General features: G+C 71.0%; 12 protein-coding genes. 5 read left to right on the top strand and 7 right to left on the bottom strand.

Annotated features, from left to right (window positions below; translation table 11 throughout):
- The first annotated feature begins 12 nt into the window (after window positions 1–12).
- From QHF85_RS33130 to QHF85_RS33120, 3 genes are read left to right on the top strand one after another with little or no spacing between them, the layout of a single operon-like run.
- Complete coding sequence (locus QHF85_RS33130) at window positions 13–2,814, top strand: PEP/pyruvate-binding domain-containing protein (protein ID WP_281331392.1); 2,802 nt, start codon at window positions 13–15, stop codon at window positions 2,812–2,814.
- Window positions 2,811–3,452 (top strand): hypothetical protein, encoded by a 642-nt coding sequence (locus tag QHF85_RS33125; RefSeq protein WP_281331391.1) that lies wholly within the window; start codon window positions 2,811–2,813, stop codon window positions 3,450–3,452. Before QHF85_RS33130 ends, QHF85_RS33125 begins: the two co-directional genes overlap by 4 nt.
- A 57-nt stretch (window positions 3,453–3,509) precedes the next feature.
- Window positions 3,510–4,202, top strand: coding sequence for a hypothetical protein (locus QHF85_RS33120; protein WP_281331390.1), 693 nt, complete (start codon window positions 3,510–3,512; stop codon window positions 4,200–4,202).
- 75 nt (window positions 4,203–4,277) lie between these two features.
- Here QHF85_RS33120 and QHF85_RS33115 read toward each other — a convergent pair whose 3' ends face one another.
- From QHF85_RS33115 to QHF85_RS33100, 4 genes are all read right to left on the bottom strand, one after another.
- Entirely contained in the window at window positions 4,278–5,183 is a 906-nt protein-coding gene (locus tag QHF85_RS33115) for a 3-hydroxyacyl-CoA dehydrogenase family protein (RefSeq protein WP_281331389.1), read from the bottom strand.
- Window positions 5,180–5,644: a hypothetical protein gene (locus QHF85_RS33110; protein WP_281331388.1), complete on the bottom strand. Its 465-nt coding sequence runs from the start codon at window positions 5,642–5,644 to the stop codon at window positions 5,180–5,182. Before QHF85_RS33110 ends, QHF85_RS33115 begins: the two co-directional genes overlap by 4 nt.
- Window positions 5,645–5,726: 82 nt before the next feature.
- Window positions 5,727–10,238, bottom strand: coding sequence for a VIT domain-containing protein (locus QHF85_RS33105; protein WP_281331387.1), 4,512 nt, complete (start codon window positions 10,236–10,238; stop codon window positions 5,727–5,729).
- A gap of 4 nt (window positions 10,239–10,242) precedes the next feature.
- A complete protein-coding gene (locus QHF85_RS33100; RefSeq protein ID WP_281331386.1) occupies window positions 10,243–10,827 on the bottom strand; it encodes a sigma-70 family RNA polymerase sigma factor in 585 nt (194 codons plus the stop codon).
- A gap of 255 nt (window positions 10,828–11,082) precedes the next feature.
- Between QHF85_RS33100 and QHF85_RS33095 the strand changes: the two genes are divergently transcribed.
- Both QHF85_RS33095 and QHF85_RS33090 read left to right on the top strand, forming a co-directional pair.
- Window positions 11,083–12,402 carry a S1C family serine protease gene (locus tag QHF85_RS33095; RefSeq protein ID WP_281331385.1) on the top strand — a complete coding sequence of 440 codons (1,320 nt, stop codon included), beginning with the start codon at window positions 11,083–11,085 and terminating at the stop codon, window positions 12,400–12,402.
- A 164-nt stretch (window positions 12,403–12,566) separates the two neighbouring features.
- Complete coding sequence (locus tag QHF85_RS33090) at window positions 12,567–13,340, top strand: Stp1/IreP family PP2C-type Ser/Thr phosphatase (protein WP_281331384.1); 774 nt, start codon at window positions 12,567–12,569, stop codon at window positions 13,338–13,340.
- Window positions 13,341–13,420: 80 nt separating this feature from the next.
- Here the strand turns inward: QHF85_RS33090 and QHF85_RS33085 are convergent, their stop codons facing one another.
- From QHF85_RS33085 to acs, 3 genes are all read right to left on the bottom strand, one after another.
- Entirely contained in the window at window positions 13,421–14,965 is a 1,545-nt protein-coding gene (locus QHF85_RS33085; RefSeq protein WP_281331383.1) for a serine/threonine protein kinase, read from the bottom strand.
- 22 nt (window positions 14,966–14,987) lie between these two features.
- Window positions 14,988–16,073, bottom strand: coding sequence for a hypothetical protein (locus QHF85_RS33080; protein ID WP_281331382.1), 1,086 nt, complete (start codon window positions 16,071–16,073; stop codon window positions 14,988–14,990).
- A 120-nt stretch (window positions 16,074–16,193) separates the two neighbouring features.
- Entirely contained in the window at window positions 16,194–18,161 is a 1,968-nt protein-coding gene (gene acs, locus QHF85_RS33075) for an acetate--CoA ligase (protein WP_281331381.1), read from the bottom strand.
- Between the last annotated feature and the right edge of the window lie 13 nt (window positions 18,162–18,174).

Here is an 18,174-nt window from a genome sequence, read left to right as displayed (position 1 = left end):
TAAGGCGTCGGCGTGGGCGACCCTTCGGCGCGAGCAGCGAGAACGCCCGGCGGCACGGACACGCCGAGCGGCTACGAGAACACCCTCCGTCCGCTCGCGCTCGCCTGGAGCCGGAGGCGCGGCGATGCACGTCGTTACGGCGGCAAGGCCACGAGCCTCGGGCGCCTCGTCCGCGAAGGCCTGCCCGTCCCGCGCGGCTGGGTCCTGCCGGCCGATCACTTCGACGCGCTCGCCGAGAGCACGCTCCCGCGCGGCCACGACTTGCCCACGCTGATCAAGCTCGCCGGGAGCCGCACCGGGATCGATCGCGCCGCGCGCGCTCGTGATCGCATCCAGGAAGCGCCGCTCGCCGCGCCGCTCCAGGCCGCGATCGAGGCGCTCTGGGCGGACGTCGGCGAGAGCGCGCCGTGGGGGCTCGCCGTGCGTTCGAGCGCGACGTGCGAGGACGGCGAGGAGACGAGCTTCGCCGGGCTCGCGACCACGGTGCTCGGCGTGCGTGGACCCGAGGGGCTCGCCGCGGCGATCAAGCAGGTATGGGCGAGCGCGTTTTTGCCGCGCGCGATCGACTACCTCGCGCATCACGGCGTGCGTGACGTGGCCATGGCCGTGCTCGTGCAGGTGATGGCGCGCGCCGAGGCCGCGGGCGTCCTGTTCACGGCGCCGCCGCCCGGCCTCGCGGGCGAACACTGGGGCGAGAACGAGCGGCTCGTCAACGTCACGCTGGGGCTCGGCGCTCCGGTCGTGGAGGGCGCGATGCCGACGGACGCCGTGCGCTTCTCGAAGGCGGGCGGCGTGGTCGCGACGGTCGTCGCCGAGAAGCGGCGCGCGCTCGTCGTGGGCCCGAGTGGCGTCGAGGAGGTCGCGATCCCCGCGGATCGCGCGAGGAGCGCCGCGCTCTCGGCCGAGGCGATCGGGCAGCTCGGCGAGCTCGCGAGCCGGCTCGAACAAGGAGGCACAGGGCCCTTCGACGTGGAGTTCGCCGTCGAGAGGACGCCCGAGGGCAAGGATCAGGTGCTCCTTTTGCAGGTGCGTCCGATCGGCGGCGGAGGTTTTCCCGAGGGCGGCGACGCGCAGACGATCTGGTCGCGCGCGAACGTCGGCGAGGCCTTGCCCGGCGCGGCCACGCCGCTCACGTGGTCGATCGCGCGGAGCTTCAGCGAGAAGGGGTTCCGCGAGGCGTTCGCGGCGCTCGGCTGTCGCGTCCCGCGCGGCGCGCACCTCGTCGCCAACGTGCACGGGCGCTTCTACCTGAACCTCACGGCGTTCATGCAGATCGCCGCGCAGGTGCCGCTCCTGTCGCCCCGCGCGCTCCTGCAAGCCTCGGGCGGCGCGGGCGAGGCGGCGATCGCGCTGCTCGAACGACAGACCGAAGACGTCTCGACGCGCGGCTTCCTCGCGCGCCTGCCGCTCGTGGCCCCGCGCGTGCTCGCGAGCCAGGCGCGGCTCGAGCGTGACGTCGCGAGTTACGAGATCGAAGCCGAGCGCGCGCGCCGCTCCCTCGCCGAGATGGACCTCGGCCTCCTGCCCGACGACGCACTCGCCACCACGCTGCGCACCGCGAGCGCGCTGCTCGATCGCACTGGCACGTTGATGCTCTCGTGCGCATCGGCCTCGCTCGCGAGCCACCTCGCGCTCGCGCGCCTGCTCGATCGCTTCGCCGCGCGCCGCTCCTCCGCGCGGGACGATGACGACGACGCGCTCGCGATGGACCCGCTCATGCCCCGGTCCCTCTCGACCGGCACGTCGCTCGCGCACGCCCTCGTCGGCGGCGTTCGCGAGCTCGAAAGCGCCGGCCCCGGCGTCGCCCTCGCCCGCATCGCCGTGCGCGCGCGCGAGGAGCCCGAGGCCCGCGAACGTCTCCTCGCCGGGAAAGTTCGCGCTTTGAACGATCTTCCCGACGGCCCCACGCGCCGCGAGCTCGAAGCGTTCCTCGACACGTTCGGCGATCGCGCCGTCCGCGAGGCCGAGCTCTCGACGCCACGCTGGCGCGAAGATCCCGCGACGGTCCTCGCCATGCTCGTCGCCGCGCTTCGCGCGCCCGACAGCGACCCCGACCGCGCCCTCGCGCGCGCCCGCGCCCTCGCCGATCGCGAGATGGCCCAGCTCGAGACGCGCATCGGCCCGGCCACGCTCTACGCGGTCCGCGCCCTCGTCACGCGCACGCAGCGCTTCACCCGCCTCCGCGAGCGCATGCGCATGTGGGTCACGCGCGTGCTCGGCATGCTCCGCACCATCGCGCTCGACGTCGATCGACGCCTGCGCCGCATCGACCCCACGTTGCCCACGGGCGCCGTCTTCTTCTGCACGTACGAAGAGCTCATCCTCGCGCTCCGCAGCGGCCGCGCGGAGATCGGCCACGTCGCGCGCCTGCGCCGCGCCGAGCACCTGCGCGACGCCCAGCGCCCCGATCCGCCGCCCACCTTCATCGGCCGCCCGCCGCCCGTGCAGCTCCCGCCCGCGTTTGGCCGCCGCCTCGTCGGCTTGCCTGCTTCGAGCGGCGTCGTCGAGGGCCGCGCGCGTGTCCTCGCGCCTGGCAGCGGCGGCCTCGACGCCGTCAGCGCCGGCGAGATCCTCGTCACCCGCACGACCGACGTCGGCCTCTCGCCGCTCTTCCTCGTCGCGGCCGCGGTCGTCACCGAGCTCGGCGGCCCGCTCTCGCACGCGGCGATCGTCGCGCGCGAGTACGGCGTCCCTGCGGTCGTCAACGTCCCGGGCGCCACCGTGGCGATTCGCACCGGCGATCGCGTCCGCGTCGACGGCGACCGCGGGACGATTGAAATCTTCGGCGACGATGTCAGGTCCAAGGACACGTGAAGAACCGCCGCCTCTTCCTCGCGATCGGACTCGGCGCTGCCCTCGGCGCTGCCGGCGCGATCTCGCTCGCCGAGCCTTCCCGTGCGAAGGCGCCTGCCGCGCCCGAGCCTCCGAAGGGCGGTTTTCCGCCGGATCCGCCGGGAAATGCGTCGAAGAAGCAGTGGGTCTTCGACATCGCGGTCACGGGCGGCAGGGCCTCGCTCCCGCGCGTCTCGTCGGTCCTCGTGGAGACGCCCGCGCCCACGGTGCGGATGATGGGCCGGTTCGCGATCGAGTTCTGGGTCGGCAAGGAGCTACTCGATCGGATCCGCTTCGACGTGCCGATGCTCGATCGCGACCCGAAGGATCGGCGCCGCGGCCCGCTCCGGGGCCCGGACTTCACGAACGTCACGACGCGCCTCAAGGTGCGCATGGCCGACAGCCCGCGCACCGCGTTCCTCGCGCTCGTCGACCGCGCCACGGGCGACGTGCAGCGCTTCGCCTGGCCGCCTGACGCGGAAGGCCGGCTCGCTCCGCTCGGCGCGACGGCGGCGCCCGCGCTGGCCTTGGAGACCGCATCGGACGCGGGTTCGCCGGGGGATTCCGGCAGCGCTGGGGATGCGGGTCTGGGCGACGCGGCGGCGGACGGCGGCCGGTAGGGTTTCTTTTCGGCAGAAGTTCCATGCCGTCCGGGGCTGAGGTAGGCTGCTCGGGCCATGGCAAGCCGTCTGCTCGTCGCCTCCCTCGTGATCTCTTCGCTCGCGCTCGCTGGAACGGCGCTCGGCCAGGGTGCGGCCCCTGCGAAGCCGAGCGCGGCCAAGCCCGACGCGGCCAAGCCTGCGGCGGGCGCGGCGGGTGCTGCGGCGCCCACGGCGCCCGCGGGGCCGCTCAAGGATCCCGACAACAAGAAGGGCTTGAGCCCCTACATGGAGGCGATCAAGAAGGGCGAGGACGCGTTCGTCGCGCGTGATTTCCCGAGCGCGGTGACGGCGTTCCAGGACGCGATCAAGCTCGACTCGACGAAGATGCTCGGCTTCTACCGGCTCGGCGAGGCGCAGCTCGCCTCGGGCAAACCCGAGGAGGCCGAGGCCGTGTGGAACGTCGCGCTGAACAAGGATGGCCCTGCGGATCTCAAGTCCAAGGTGCTCTTCGTCCTGGCCGACCTGCGCGAGCGTCAGCGCAAGCTCGACGTGGCCAAGGAGGCGTGGGGGAAATACGCCCAGTTCCTCAAGGACCAGGCCGACGCGAAGGGATATGCGGGCACGCCCGAGGAGCGGCAGAAGGTCATCGACCGCCGCGCGAAGGACGAGAAGGACTACGCCGCCGTGAAGGAGCGCATCCAGAAGCGCCAGGCCGAGCGTGAAAAAGAGGCGGAAGAGAACGCCAAGAAGGACAAGCTCAACAAGTAACGTTCTGTTTGAGCCCAAACGAAAAGGCCCGCCGGCGCCAAAGCCAGCGGGCCTTCGTGTTTTGTCCGCGTCGGCTCAGCGCTTGTGCGCGACGGGCACCGGGCCCGACTCGGTCCAGCGGTAAAACCCTTCGCCGCTCTTCTTGCCGAGCCTGCCCGCGCGCACCATCTGCCGCAGGATCGCGGGCGGCCGGAACTGCTCGCCGATCTCGCGGTGCAGGTGCTCGAGGATCATGAGCCGCACGTCGAGGCCCACGAGGTCCGTGAGCTTGAGCGGGCCCATCGGGTGCCGATAGCCGAGCTCCATCGCCCGATCGATGTCCTCCGCCGAAGCCACGCCGCTCTCCAGCATGCGCATCGCCTCCGCGCCGATCACCACGCCGAGGCGGCTCGTCGCGAAGCCGGGCATGTCGTTCACGACGATCGGCGTCTTGCCGATGCGCTTGGCGATCGCGAGGCTCGTCGCCACGACGCCCTCGTCCGTGCCGAGCCCGCGCACCACCTCGAGGAGCTCCATCACGGGCGGCGGGTTGAAGAAGTGCAGGCCGATCGTGCGCGCCGCGGCCGACGTGCGCGTGCCGATCTCCGTGATCGACAAGCTCGACGTGTTCGTCCCGAGGATCGCGCGCTCCGGCGCGAGCGCCTTCACTTCGCGGAGGAGCCCGACCTTGAGCTCCATCTGCTCGGGCGCGGACTCGATCACGAGGTCCACGTCGTTGCACGCCTGGGCGAGATCGGGCGTGGGCACGAGCGCGCCGATGAGCTCGCTGCGCGCCTCGTTCAGCATCTTGCCCTTCTGCACGAGCCGATCCGTCGTCTGCTTGATCGACTCGATCGCGCGGCCGATCCGCGCCCCATCGACGTCGTAGAGGTGCGTGACGTACCCGGCCTGCGCCATCACCTGCGCGATGCCCTGGCCCATCGTGCCCGCGCCGAGGACCACGACGCGACGCACGTCCGACGCCGAGAGGACCTCGCTCATCGCGGCACCGGTTGCGCGGGCTGCGGCTGCGGCGCACCGCCCGGTTGCTGCGCGCGGAGCGACTCGATCTTCTGCTGGATCTGCTTCGCCTGCTCGGGCGTGAGCTGACGCAGGCCGCCCGAGCCGAGCGGCGCGGGCCCCGGACGCGTCACCGGCATCGCCTGCGGCGCGCGCGCGGGCAGCGCTTGCGGCTGCTGCGCTTGCGGCTGCGGCGCGGGTTGCGGCGCGGCCTGGGCGGGCGCGGTGTCGGCCTTCGGCTGGGCCTCGTCGCCGCTCGTCGAGAGCAGCCACGCCGTGCCCGCGAAGAAGAACAACAAGAGCCCCACGATCGGGATCCACGTGGGCGTGCGCGGCTCGTCGGCCGGCAGCTCCTGCACCGGATCGTTGTCGAAGTGATCGTGATCGTGGGAGGCGTGGTGGCCCGCGGCGTGATCTCCGTGGGCGTCGTGCGCTGCGCTCATGGTGGGGAGGGAATGCCCCACTTCCGGCCCGAAGTCCATGGGAAGCCCCCCGGGCGATGCGCGCTCCGGGGGGCCGGCCGTTTCACGGACCCCAGGGATTGAACGGCCTGTCGGTGACCGGGACCAGGCGCGAGGTGAAGAACACCCGCATCGTCCCGACTTCCGCGCGCGGACCGGTGAGCACGAAGGGCACCTTCCGCGTCTCGCCAGCGAGCTTGAGCAGGAGCTCGCCGCGCACCGGGATGTTCTGGTCCGCGCCCGACGCGCGGGCGAGCTCGACCACGTAGCTGCCCGAAGGCGTGTTCACGAGCCCGAGCGCCTCGGTCCGCGTGCTCGTCACGTCCCGCGCGCTGAGGAGCGCCTTGCCAGGCGAGCCGAGCCACGAGGTGCGGCGGCCCTGCGCGTCGATGAGCCCGATGTCGAGGTCGACGCCGCCCGTCCACTCGGCCGAGACCTGGATGTCGCCGCGCAGCGAGGACGAGGCCGGGGGCGCGGGCTGCACGAGCAGCTTGTCGATCGACGCGCGCACCGACTCGCTCGCGTCGAGCTTGAGCAGGCTCGCGAGTTCACTCATGCCGAGCGTATTCGCGCAGCGCACCGCGTCCGCGACGAGCTTCGCCTCGCCGGGCGCCATGTCCGCGAGCGCGATGCGGTGTTCGCAGGCGAGGGCGCGGTTGCCCGAGGCCTCGTGCATCTCCGCGAGCCGCGTCTGCGTGGCGCGGTCGCCCGGACGAACGTCCGCGAGGCCGCCGAGGATCCGGATCGCACGCTCCCGATCGCCCTGCCGCGCCGCGAGATCCGCGCGCGCCGTGAGCGCATCCGGATCGAGCGCGTCGCGACCGCTCCACTTCGCCGTGAGCTCCTGCGCCTCGCCGAGCCGACCCGCCGTCGCGTAGAGCGCGAAGAGGTCCACGGTCTTGTCGCGGCTGTCGGGCGTGCTCGCGAGCGCGCTTTCGGCGGCGAGCAGCTTCGAGGCGTTCTGCGAGGCCAGCGTGTTGAGCGCCTCGAACGATCCTTTGCGCTCAAAGATCTTCCGCATCGGGACGAGCCGTTGCCTCCCCTCGTTCCATCCCCGGCTCGTGCCGACGTCGCCGATGCCGCTCGGGCTCCATCCGCCGCCTGCGGTCTTGGACGCGGGCCTCCGCGCCGGCGACGCCGCCGTCGCGGTTGCGGCAGGCGAGGCAGGCATGGGCGGCGGCGCCGGGCTCGCGTCGTCGAATGCATCGCTCGGGGCCGCCGCAGCCGGGGCCTCTGCGACCTTTTTGCCCTTCGATTCGGTGCGGGTGTCGAGGTCGGCCGAGGCCTCGGCCTCTTCCTTCGCCTCGTCGGCGGCCTTCTCCTCGCCCTCGGCGTCCGCGTTCGAGCTCTGCGCGAGCTCCTCGCCCGTGAACGTCGGCGCGACGCGCGTTCGTTCGAGGCCGAACGCGTTCATCATCGCCTCGCTCTCCAGCACGAGCAGCGAGGTGAAGCGGCTCGCGACCGCGAAGCGTTTCGACAGCTCGATCGCCGCGAGCTTGCTCGCCGAGCCGCCGGTGTTCTCGAGCTCGGCGATCTTTGCGGCGGCGTAGAGCCGCGGCACGAACGCGTTGCCCGCGCTCGACGTCGCGAGGATTTTGATCGGATACGTCTGCTCGAACCGCTCGCTCGCGACGCGGCCGCGCAGCCGGATCGCCCCCTCGATCGCGTCGCCGCTCGACATGCGCGCCACGACGAACGTCTCGCCGCCGGCGCGAATCGGATCGAGCCGCGCGGGCGTGACCTGCGTGAGCCCGGCGGGCAGCTCGATCTCCGGATCCCGCAGCGTCACGCCGTACGCCGCGGAGAGCACGTCGAGCGCCGCGGACGAGACCTTCTGCCCGGGCACGTACGGGACCACCACGCCGCCGCCGCCGCGTGCGAGCGCCGCGAGCGACGTCAGATCCGCGTCAGCGCCCATCGCCACGGCGACGACCGATCCACCGCCGCCCGGCAGCGAGCCGCGCACCGCCGCCTCGATGTGCGAAGACCGCGTCGGGCCCACGGTCGGCGTGCCGTCGCCGAGGTAGAGGATGCGCAGCTCCTTGCCGCCGAGCGATCCCGCCGCGCTCCGCGCCGCGCTCACCGCCGCGGCCATGTCGCTGCCGCCGTCCGGCTCGACGCTCCCGAGGAAGCGCTCCACCTCGCCCGCCGCCGCCGCGCCCGGCGCGCTCGGCGTGGGCAAACCGCTGCGGCCGTCCTGCGTCATCGGCCTGCACACCGTGTCGCACGCGAGCAGCACGAACGAGTCGCGCCGATCCATCTCGCGCACGATCGTCGAGGCGAGCCGCGTCGCCCGCGAGAAACGCTCGCCCACCATCGAGCGGCTCGCGTCCACGACGATCGCGTGCACGCGCTCCTTCGCCTCCTGCCATCGCGGCAGCTTCGGCCGAAGCGCGATCGCCACGTACGGCGACGAATCGAACGCGATGGCGCGCGCCGCCTCCGCTGCGTCCTTCTCCTCGGTCGTCTTCGCCTTCGTCGACGCCGGCCCGTCCTTCGCCTCCTCCGCGAGCGGCGCGCTCGTCGGCTCCATGCGGTACGCCCACGCCGTCGCCTCGCGGTCCCGATCGGGCAGCCCGTACTCGACCGTCAGATCACCGGCCGGGACGAACCCCGTCGCGCTCAGCGTGCGCCGCTCGGCGGACGCGTCGCCGCCCGAGGGTGAGAGCTCGTAGCCGCGCGTCTGTACGCCGAACTCCTTGTCGTGACCGAGCACCTGGAGATCGAGGTCGAACGCGTCGATCTTCGTCGTCCCGCTCGGATCGTGCGCGAGCGGGTAGGTGAAGCGCCGGACGCCCGCGGCCTGGTCCACGGTCTGCGTGTACGTGAGCACCACACGCCGCGAGCCCCGCTTCGGGATCGGGAAAATTTTGAGCTCAAATCGTCCACCACGCTGCCACTCGAGCAGCGCCGGATCGCGCCACGGCCCCGGCACCCAGATGATCTCCTCGCGCGGCTTCGGCGTCTTCGGCGCCGCGTTCTGGATGACGCCGCGCCAGATCGCCGCGCCCTTGTCGCGGTCGACGAACGCGCCGTCCATCATCTTGCCGTCCACCTCCAGCGCGAGCTTCTCGATCTGCGCGCCCGGCGGCAGCGGGAAACGGAAGATGCCTTCGAGCTCCTCGTCGGTGTCGTTCGTGAACGTCTCGTCGACCTCGGTCCGCGCCACGACGTCCACGATGCGCACCTTCACCGAGTGCTTCGCGAGCCGCACCGCGTGGTCCTTCTCCTTGGTCTGTCCCGGCTTGCGCGCGCGGAGCTCCCCGAGCCCTCGCAGCACCGGCGCGTCGAGCTCCTCCGGCGATCGATCGCTCCACTCGAGCGAGTCCGCGACGCTCGACGAGCTCGCCACGAGCGGCTCGCGACCTTTTTCGATCGTCGCCTCCTCGCCCGCGCGCACGTCGACCGACTTGCCCGAGGCCGACCGCACGCGGACCACGCCGCGCGCGACCTCGACGCTCGCGCGGCCCTTGCCGGCCGTCATGACGAGCTTCGTGCCGAGCACCTCGACCTCATCGTCGCCGACGCCGATCTTCGCGGCGGGAGCGCCCTTCAAGCTCGCCACGTCGGCGACGATCGTCCCCTCGACGAGCTTCGCCTGACGCACCTTGCCGCCTTCGAGCGAGACCGACGAGCCTCGATCGATCGCGAGCTGCGAGCCGTCCGCGAGCGAGACGTACGCCCGCGTGCGCGCGTCCGTGCGCAGCGTCGTGTCGCTCTTGAACGCCCATCCGGGCTTCACCGGCTTGCACGCGCCGCTCGCGTCGCACGCCTCGAGCCCGCCTTCTTTGTCGGCGGACGCGCGCGAGATGGAGTCGATTTTGCCCGACCACGCGGCTTCGAGCTTTGGCTCCTCCGGCCCTTGCTTCTGCCCCTTCAGGTAGAACCCGACGGCGGCCGCCGCGGCCATCGCGCCGAGCAGCCCCGCGACGAACTTCGGGCGGCGAAAGAGCGAGACGACCTTGCCTCCCTCGCTCCCCTTCGTCGTCCGCGGCGGCGCCGTGCGCGCCGCTCCCGCCGTCGCGCTCTTCACCTCGGGCTCGCGCGAACGCGGCGCGTCACGCCCGGTGATCGCCTGCGCGGGCGCGGCCGCCTTCACCTCGTCGTTCACCGTCGGCGAGGGCTGCGTCGATTCGAGGCCGCGCTCCGAAACTTTGGACACCAACGTGTTCGTCCGCGCCACAGGCGGCTCGGTCGCGACCTCCGTCTTCGCCGTCGCGATGTCCGCGACCTTCGGCTCGGAGGCCCGCTCCTCGACGACCACGCTCTTCGCCGTGTGCGGCGCCGATACCGCGGCCTCGACGCTCTTCGGCGCCACGCCGGCCGGCGGCTTCAAGTTCTCCACGTCGAGCTTCGCGAGCACCTTGTCCGCGAAGCCCGCGTCCGCCCGGAAATCGCCGCCCGCGTGCCCCACGAGCTCCGCGGCGCGCTCCGCGTCGTACTTGAGGTCCCGGCACGCGTCGCAATCGGCGATGTGTTCGAACAGCTCCTTCGGCGCCGAACCGTCCAGCACCTCGGCGATTCGCTCGTCGACCTCGCGGCAGAGCCCACCCACGTTCGTCTCGCTCGTGCTCATCGCTTCACTCCTCGCCGATCTCCGCTCGCATCTTCCCGAGCGCGCGGCTCACGCGCTTGCGCGCGGCCGCCTCGTCGATCCCGCACGCCTGGGCCACCTCTCGGAAGCTGAGCCCCGCGTCGTACCGAAGCACCAGAGCCTCCCGCTCGCTCGGCTTGAGCTTCCCGAGCGCATCGCGCGCCCGCGTCGCCCGCTCCTTCTCCAGCGCGAGCTCGCCCGCGTCCGCGCGCCCCGACGACGTGTCGTGCACCAGCCGGAGCCGCGCCTTTTGCCGCGCCTGCGTCTCGGAGAACCGACCGCAGATGCGACGCGCGATCCCGAACAGGAACGCCCGCACGCTTCCTTCCGCCCGGTACGTCGGGAACGCGTCGTACGCGGCCAGCAAGGTCTCTTGCACGAGCTCCTCGCTGTCCGCTTGCGAGCCCGTGAAGGCCATGCAGAGCCGGCCGATCGGCGCTGCGTAGACCCGAGCGCACCGCGCGAGCGCCTCGCGATGGTTGCCCGCCGCGAGGAGCTCCTCGATGTCGCGCGCCTCCTCGGCGTGCGATCGGCCTTCCTTCATCTCTGCACGTGCCAGACCCGGGGCCATGGTTGCCTCTTCGCCTGCCATGTTGCTCGGAGCTCCTCTTTTGTGACCGCGACCGAAGCGATCCCCGAATTCCCCGTCCAACGACATCGCGTGGACCCGAGGCGCCCCGCCCCGCGCCGTGGTAGGATCGATCGAGATCGCCGGCCCCTCGCCGTCGACCTGGCCGCCCACGGCGCGACCTTTGCTGCGCCCCCGTCCACGCTACATCATCGCGCGAGCGCCGATCTCGCCGACGAGCTTCGAGGAGCGCCACCCATGACGAATTTCCCCGTCTCGCCCGACAAGTCCCCCGCGTTCGTTCACACCTCCGGCGTGAAGAATCGTCAACGCTGGTCGATCGCGGGCTCTCTCGCCGTCCTCGCGCTCATGGTCCCGACGGCGGTCTTCGCCCAAGCAGCGCCCGCCGTCGCCCCGGCCGATGTCGACGCTCCGCCGGTCGCCCGGCCTCAGCCGAACGCGCCGCCGCGCCGCCTCGCTCCGCCGCCGCAGTTGCCCGCGCTTCAGGCCGCTCCGCCCGCCGCCATCCCGCCCGCGCCTGCCGCGGATCCCAACGCGCCCGCCGATCCCAACGCGAAAAAAGAACCCTCCGTCGAGGAGAAGGCGCTCCGCGGCGTCGTGGCGATCGAGCGCGCCGGCCAGCCCCTCTCGCTCGGCGTCACGCTCGCGGGTGACGGCCGCATCCTCGCCGCGCTCTCGCCGCTCGGCTCGGGCAACGATCTCGAAGCGCGCTTCGCCGATGGCTCCGTCGCTCGCGTCAAGCTCGGCCACCACGACCGCACCTGGGACCTCGCGCTGCTCGTCCCGCAGTCGGGGCGCTGGACCGAAGGGCTCGTCGCCTCCACGCGGGACCCGCTCCGCACCGATGCGACCATCCGCGGCTTCGCGATGGGGCCCAAGGGCAAACCCGGCGTCTCGCAGATGGTGATCCGCGGCCGGAAAAACCTCCTCGGCGCCGATGACGCCACGCTCGCGAACGCCTTCGAGCTCGGCTCGCGCATCTCGCCGCTCGACCTCGGCGCGCCGATCATCGACGAGGACGGCCGCGTCGTCGCGCTCCTCGGCCGCGGCTGCTCTCCGAACGAGGGTCGCCCCTGCACCCCCGTCGCGTTCGGCATCCCCATCAACGCGATCCGCACCTTCCTCCGCAGCGTCCCGCCGACCGCGGTTGCGCCTGCGGCCTGGCTCGGCATCCAGGGTTCGTCCGAGGTCGGCATGTTCGCCAAGGGCGTCCGTGTGCAGAGCATCCACCCGGACAGCCCCGCGGCCGAGGCCAAGCTCAAGGGCGGCGATGCGTCGGTCAGCGACATGATCATCGCCGTCGACGGCGTGCCCGTGACGAGCCCCGAGCAGCTCGCGGAGGTCATCCGGACGCACGCGGTCGGCGAGAAGGTGCCGCTCACGGTGTTTGGCCAAGGTAAGTATCGTCAGGTGACGGTCGCGCTCCGTCAGGCGCCCGATCCGCGCGCCGCACCGAAGGCGCCGCCGGCACACCCGGCCGAGCTCCCGACGCTCGGCGATGCAGCGCCCCCCACGCAAGCCCGTCCCAAAGCGGACGCGCTCGACCGCAGGAGGTAAGGTCGATCCCATCTGATCCCCGTAGAAACGAACCCGCGACGACCCTGCTCGCGGGATCTCGTTGACACCCCGCCGAACGATCCCGACCATGACGAGCGCGGCTCTCGGATCCCCATCGGGAACGAGAAAAGGCGAGCCGCTCCGTCCCCCACATTCGGTGAACCGTGGCTCAACAGCTCCGCATCGAGGTTGCCGGCGAGACGAACGTCGGCCGCAAGCGTAATCACAACGAAGACAACTTCGCGATCATGGCGGAGTACGGCCTCTTCATCGTGGCCGACGGCATGGGTGGTCATGCATCGGGCGAGGTCGCCTCGAAGATGGCCGTCGATGCGATGCAAGAATTCTTCGCGCAGACGCAGGAGGATCCCGAGCGCACGTGGCCCTACAAGATGGACCGCACGAAGGGCTACGAGGAGAACCGCCTCATCACGGGCATCAAGCTCGCGAACCTGCGCATCTACGAGACCGCGCAGCGCGAGTCGAAGAAGCGCGGCATGGGGACGACGTTCGTCGGCATCTTCACGGCGAACGACGGCGTGTACATCGCGCACGTCGGTGACAGCCGCGTCTACCGGCATCGCGACGGCAAGCTCGAGTGCCTCACCGAGGACCACTCGCTGCTCAACGACTACATCAAGATGAAGCGCCTCACGCCCGAGGAGATCGCGAACTTCCCGCACAAGAACGTCATCGTGCGCGCGCTCGGGATGAAGGAGACCGTCAAGGTCGACACGCGCTTCGAGGTGCCCGCGGTCAACGACACGTACCTGCTCTGCTCCGACGGCCTCTCCGGCCCCGTGACCGACCCCGAGATCGCCGACATCCTCTCGCGCCACGGCGACATCAAGACCGCGACGGCGAAGCTCATCGAGCGCGCCAACGAGAACGGCGGACCGGACAACGTCACGTGCGTCCTCGTCCGCTGGACGCTCTGATCCCACGCATACGCAGACGAAGCTTCACGCGCCGCACCCACGGCGCGTGAGAGCGCTCGTGCGCGCGGCGCGCGCGGGGATCACTTCCCCGTCGAGAGCATGATCGCCGCGACGATGCCGAAGCCGATCAACGCGAACAGGACGCCGCCGAGCAGGAACGGCCACACGCGGCGCGGCGCGGGCTGCGACGCGAGGTCGGTCGCGATGGGCTGCATCCCGGTCTGCTGCGGCCACGCAGGCTGCTGCGGCGCGCTCATCGGCTGCTGCGGATAGGACCGCGACGCCTCCGGATACGGCGCGCCCGGCATCGGCGTCTGCATCGGCGAGCCGTATCCCGGCGGCATGCTCTGCGACGCGGACACGGGCGGCTGCACCGCGCCGTACGTCCCCGAGCTCGCCGCGCCCGTGTAATTGTTTGAGCTCGGACCATATTGCGAGGGGCTCGGCCGCCCCGCGCTCGAGCCCGACGGCTGCGGCAGCGGCGGCCACTGCGGGCCTCCTCCGGTCTGGTTCGGCATGAGCCGCGCGATGGGCATCGCGAGCGTCGCGGCCGCGTCGTCCGTCGTGTTCTCCGCCTCGATCGGCGGAGGCTCGGGGCGACGGATGTGCGGCTCGTGCCGCGTCACGTCGTAGGGGATCGTGCCGCGGGGCCCGCCGCTCATCGCCGGCGGCGCGTGCGAAGGCGTGCGCGACATCGGCGTCGCCGTCTGCGGCGCCGGCATCGTATGCGCGCTCCCGAGCGCGTTCGGCTGCATGTACGGTCCCGACGAACGCGGGCTCAGCTCGCGCCACGAAGCGAGCGCCTCCGTCGCGGTCTGGAACCTCTGGTCCGGGTCGCGCGCGAGCCCGCGCGCGACGAACGCTTCGAGCCGTGGATCGATGAAGCCATCCATCGCGTCGCCGATCCTGCGCGGCGGCGCCTTCGCCTTCATCTCCACCATCACGAGCACGTTCTTCGCGAGGTAGGGGAGCTGCCCCGTCAGCGACTGGTAGATCATCGTCGTGCACGCGTAGATGTCCGCGCGCTCGTCGACCATCTTCGCCTTGCCGATCTGCTCGGGCGGCATGAACGAGAACGTCCCGAGGCTCTGCCCCATCTCGGTGAGCGTCTCGCCCTCCATCTCCTTCGGCAGCTTCGAGATGCCGAAGTCGAGGATTTTGACCCGCGTGGAGCCGTCCGGACGGCGCTCCAGGAAGATGTTCGAGGGCTTGAGGTCGCGGTGGATGATCTTCACGCGGTGCGCGTCCGCGAGGCCCATCCAGACCTGCTCGAGGAGGACGTAGAGCTCGTCGAAGGGGATCGGACCGGTGCGCTTCAGCCGATCGATGAGGCTCTCACCTTCGAGCAGCTCGAAGACGAGAACGATGCCGAAGTTCGCGTCCTCCTCGACGTCGAGGACCTGCGTGACGTAGTCGCTGTTGATCGAGCCCGCCGCGCGCGCCTCGCGACGGAAGCGCTCGACGGCCGAGTGCTTCGCCTTCGCGTCGGCGTGCAGCACCTTGATCGCCACCTGGCGGCCGGTGCGCGTGTTCTCCGCGGCGAACACCTCGCCCATCCCGCCGCGCCCGAGCGGGCGGATCACGCGGTAGCGATTCGCGATGATGGTGCCGGTTTCGATCTCCAAACGCGCGCCTCGTCCCTTCGGACTAGAACGTACCGACGGCCATCACGCCGCCGCCTTGCGGTGTGGCCCATGGAGCGAAGGCGAACGACTCCTTCGGCGGCTCGGCCGGCTTCTTCTCGGGCCGCAGGACGAAGAGGACCGTCGCCGCCACCGCGCCCGCCGCGGCCAGGCCGAAGCACACGTCCGCGACCGCGTTCAGCGTGACGACCTTCGAGCGCATGTCCTCGAGCGTTTGCAGCTCGGCCTTGGTGTTCGCTTTCCCGTTCGACGCGTCGAAGTCGGCCTTCGCGCCCGTCGCGAGCACGCCCCCGACCACCGCGCCCGCGACGCCTGCGGCGATCGCCGCGCCGCCCGCGATGAACACCGTGATGGGCACGGGACGCGAGGGTTGCTCGACGGGTTTGTCCTCGCCCCCGTTCAGATCCTTCTCGGTAAAACCCTCGGCCGTCACGGGTTTGCCCTTGTCGAACTCGAACTCGCGGTCGTACTTGCCGCCGTTCGTGATCTCGACCTTCCAGACCTGATCCGGCGCGCCGTCGACGCTCGCCTTGAACTCGTGCGTGCCGGGGTGGATGCCGATGCGCGTGCCCGTGAGGCCGATCGTGTAGCGGTTCGTGATCGGAAAGCCGCGCGCCGGCGTGCGCACGTCGGTGATCGTCACGCCCGGTCGATCCGACTTCAACGTCACCCACGCGACCGCCGAGCGCAGCGCCTTGAGGTCCGTCTCCATCTGCTGCTTGTCGGCGGGGTCGAGCTGATCGCCCTTCGCTTCGAGGAACTTGTCGAGCAGGTTGATCGCCTCGCCGTCGCGCTCGAGCTCCATCGCGCAGAGGCCCATGCCCTTGACGGCGTTCATCGAGCCCGAGAGCTCGAAGGCCTTCTTGAACTCGCGATACGCCTCCTCGCACTTGTGCCCGGAGGGATCGTTGTAGAAGGCCGCGCCCGCCTCCATGTGCTTCTTCGCTTCGACGAGGTTCGGATCCTCGGGCGCAGCAGGCTCGGCCGGAGGCTTCTTGCCGCCCTTGCCCTGCGCGAGGGCCGGGCACGCAGTGGCAAGCATGGCGAGGGCCGTGATCGCGGAGAACGTACGCGTGAGCGCAGACCGCATGCCCCAAAGGCTACCGCGGGTCGCGCTGGATCGGAAAGAGAACCGCAGGGATTCGGGGCGTAGCTCCGTGAGCGGAGCAGAGCCCCGAGCGTCGGCCGGCGCGGTTTCCGGGAGGGTGTCTTACTCCTCGTTCGAGCGGAGCTTGGCGAGCACGGTGAGGTCTTCGAGGGTCGACGTGTCGCCGGTGGTCTCGCGCCCCGCGGCCACATCCTTCAAGAGGCGCCGCATGATCTTGCCGCTCCTCGTCTTCGGCAGCGCGTCGGCAAAGCGGACCTGATCGGGCCGGGCGAACTTGCCGATCTCGCTACCGACGTGGTTCGCGAGCGTGGCCGCGAGCTCCGGACCCGCTGAAAATCCGGGGCGGAGCGAGACGAAGACCACGAGCGCCTGGCCCTTGAGGTCGTCCGGCCGACCGACCGCGGCCGCCTCGGCCACGGCCGGGTGCGAGACGAGCGTGCTCTCGATCTCCGCAGTGCCGATGCGATGCCCCGCGACGTTCAGGACGTCGTCGATGCGGCCGACGACCCAGTAGTAGCCGTCCTCGTCATGTCGCGCGCCGTCGCCCGTGAAGTAGCAGCCCTCGACGTCGCTGAAGTACTGCTTGCGGAAGCGCTCGTCGTCGCCCCACACGGTGCGCAGGATCGAGGGCCACGGTTGCCGGAGGACGAGCATGCCGCCCTTGTTCGCGCCGACGCTCGTGCCTTCCTTGGTCACCACGTCCGGCACCACGCCGAACATCGGCAGGCCCGTCGATCCGGGCTTCGCCGAAGCCGCGCCGGGCAGGGTCGTCATGAGGATCGAACCCGTCTCGGTTTGCCACCACGTGTCGACGATGGGGCAACGCTCGCCGCCGATGTTCTTGTGGTACCAGATCCACGCCTCGGGGTTGATCGGCTCGCCGACGGAGCCGAGCAGGCGCAGGCTCGAGAGATCGCTCTTCTTCGGCCAGTCGTCGCCCTGGCGCATGAAGGCGCGGATCGCGGTCGGCGCGGTGTAGAGGATGGTCACGCCGTGCCGCTCGATGAGGCGCCAGAAGCGGCCCCAGTCGGGGAAGTTCGGCGCGCCTTCGTAGAGCAGGCACGTCGCGCCGTTCGAGAGCGGGCCGTAGACGATGTAGCTGTGCCCGGTCACCCAACCGACGTCGGCCGTGCACCAGTAGACGTCGTCGTCGCGCAGATCGAAGACGTACTTCGTCGTGACGTGCACGCCGACGAGGTAGCCCGCGGTCGTGTGCAAGACGCCCTTCGGTTTGCCCGTGGAGCCCGAGGTGTAGAGGATGAAGAGCGGGTGCTCGGCGTCGACGATCGTGGCCTCGCGGCGCGCATGAGCGTTCGGATCGACGATCTCGTGCCACCACACGTCGCGCCCCGGAGTCATGGTCACGGGGCACTTCTCGGCGCCGAGGTGGCGCAGGACCACGGTCTTCTGCACGCTCGCCGATTGCGGCTGTGCGAGCGCCTTGTCGACCGTCGACTTCAACTCGAGCACGTGGCCGCGCCGGTAGCCGCCGTCCTGCGTGATGACGACCTTCGCCTGGCTGTCGTGCACGCGGTCGCGGATCGCGTCGGCCGCGAAGCCGCCGAAGATCACGGTGTGCACCGCGCCGAGCCGCGCACACGCGAGCATCGCGACCACGACCTCGGGCACCATGCCCATGTAGATCGCCACGCGGTCGCCCTTCTCCACGCCGAGCTTCGCGAGCGCGTCGGCGAAGAGCACGGTCTCGCGGTAGAGCTGCGCATAGGTGAGCGTGCGCGTCTCGCCGTACTCGCCTTCCCAGATGATCGCCGCCTTGTTCCGCGTCGGCGTCGACATGTGCCGATCGAGGCAGCTCTCCGAGATGTTGAGCGTCGCGCCCTCGAACCACTTCGCGTGCGGGAGGTTCCACTCGACCGTCTTCGTCCACGGCGTGCGGAAGACGAGGTCCTTCGACTCGCGACGCCAGAACGTGTCCGGATCGTCGAGGCTCTCGCGGTAGAGCGCGTCGTAGGCCTCACGCGTCTTGATGCGCGCGCGCGCGGCAAACTCGGCCGGCGGCTCGAACCTTCGCGTCTCCTTGAGCAAGCTTGTGATGGCTTCGTTCGACATGGGCCCTCCCGAG

The sequence above is a fragment of the Polyangium sp. 6x1 genome, assembly GCF_029946515.1.
Lineage (GTDB): Bacteria > Myxococcota_A > Polyangia > Polyangiales > Polyangiaceae > Polyangium.
Note: the sequence above shows the minus strand (reverse complement) of the source record. Positions and strands in the feature narration are given on the sequence as shown.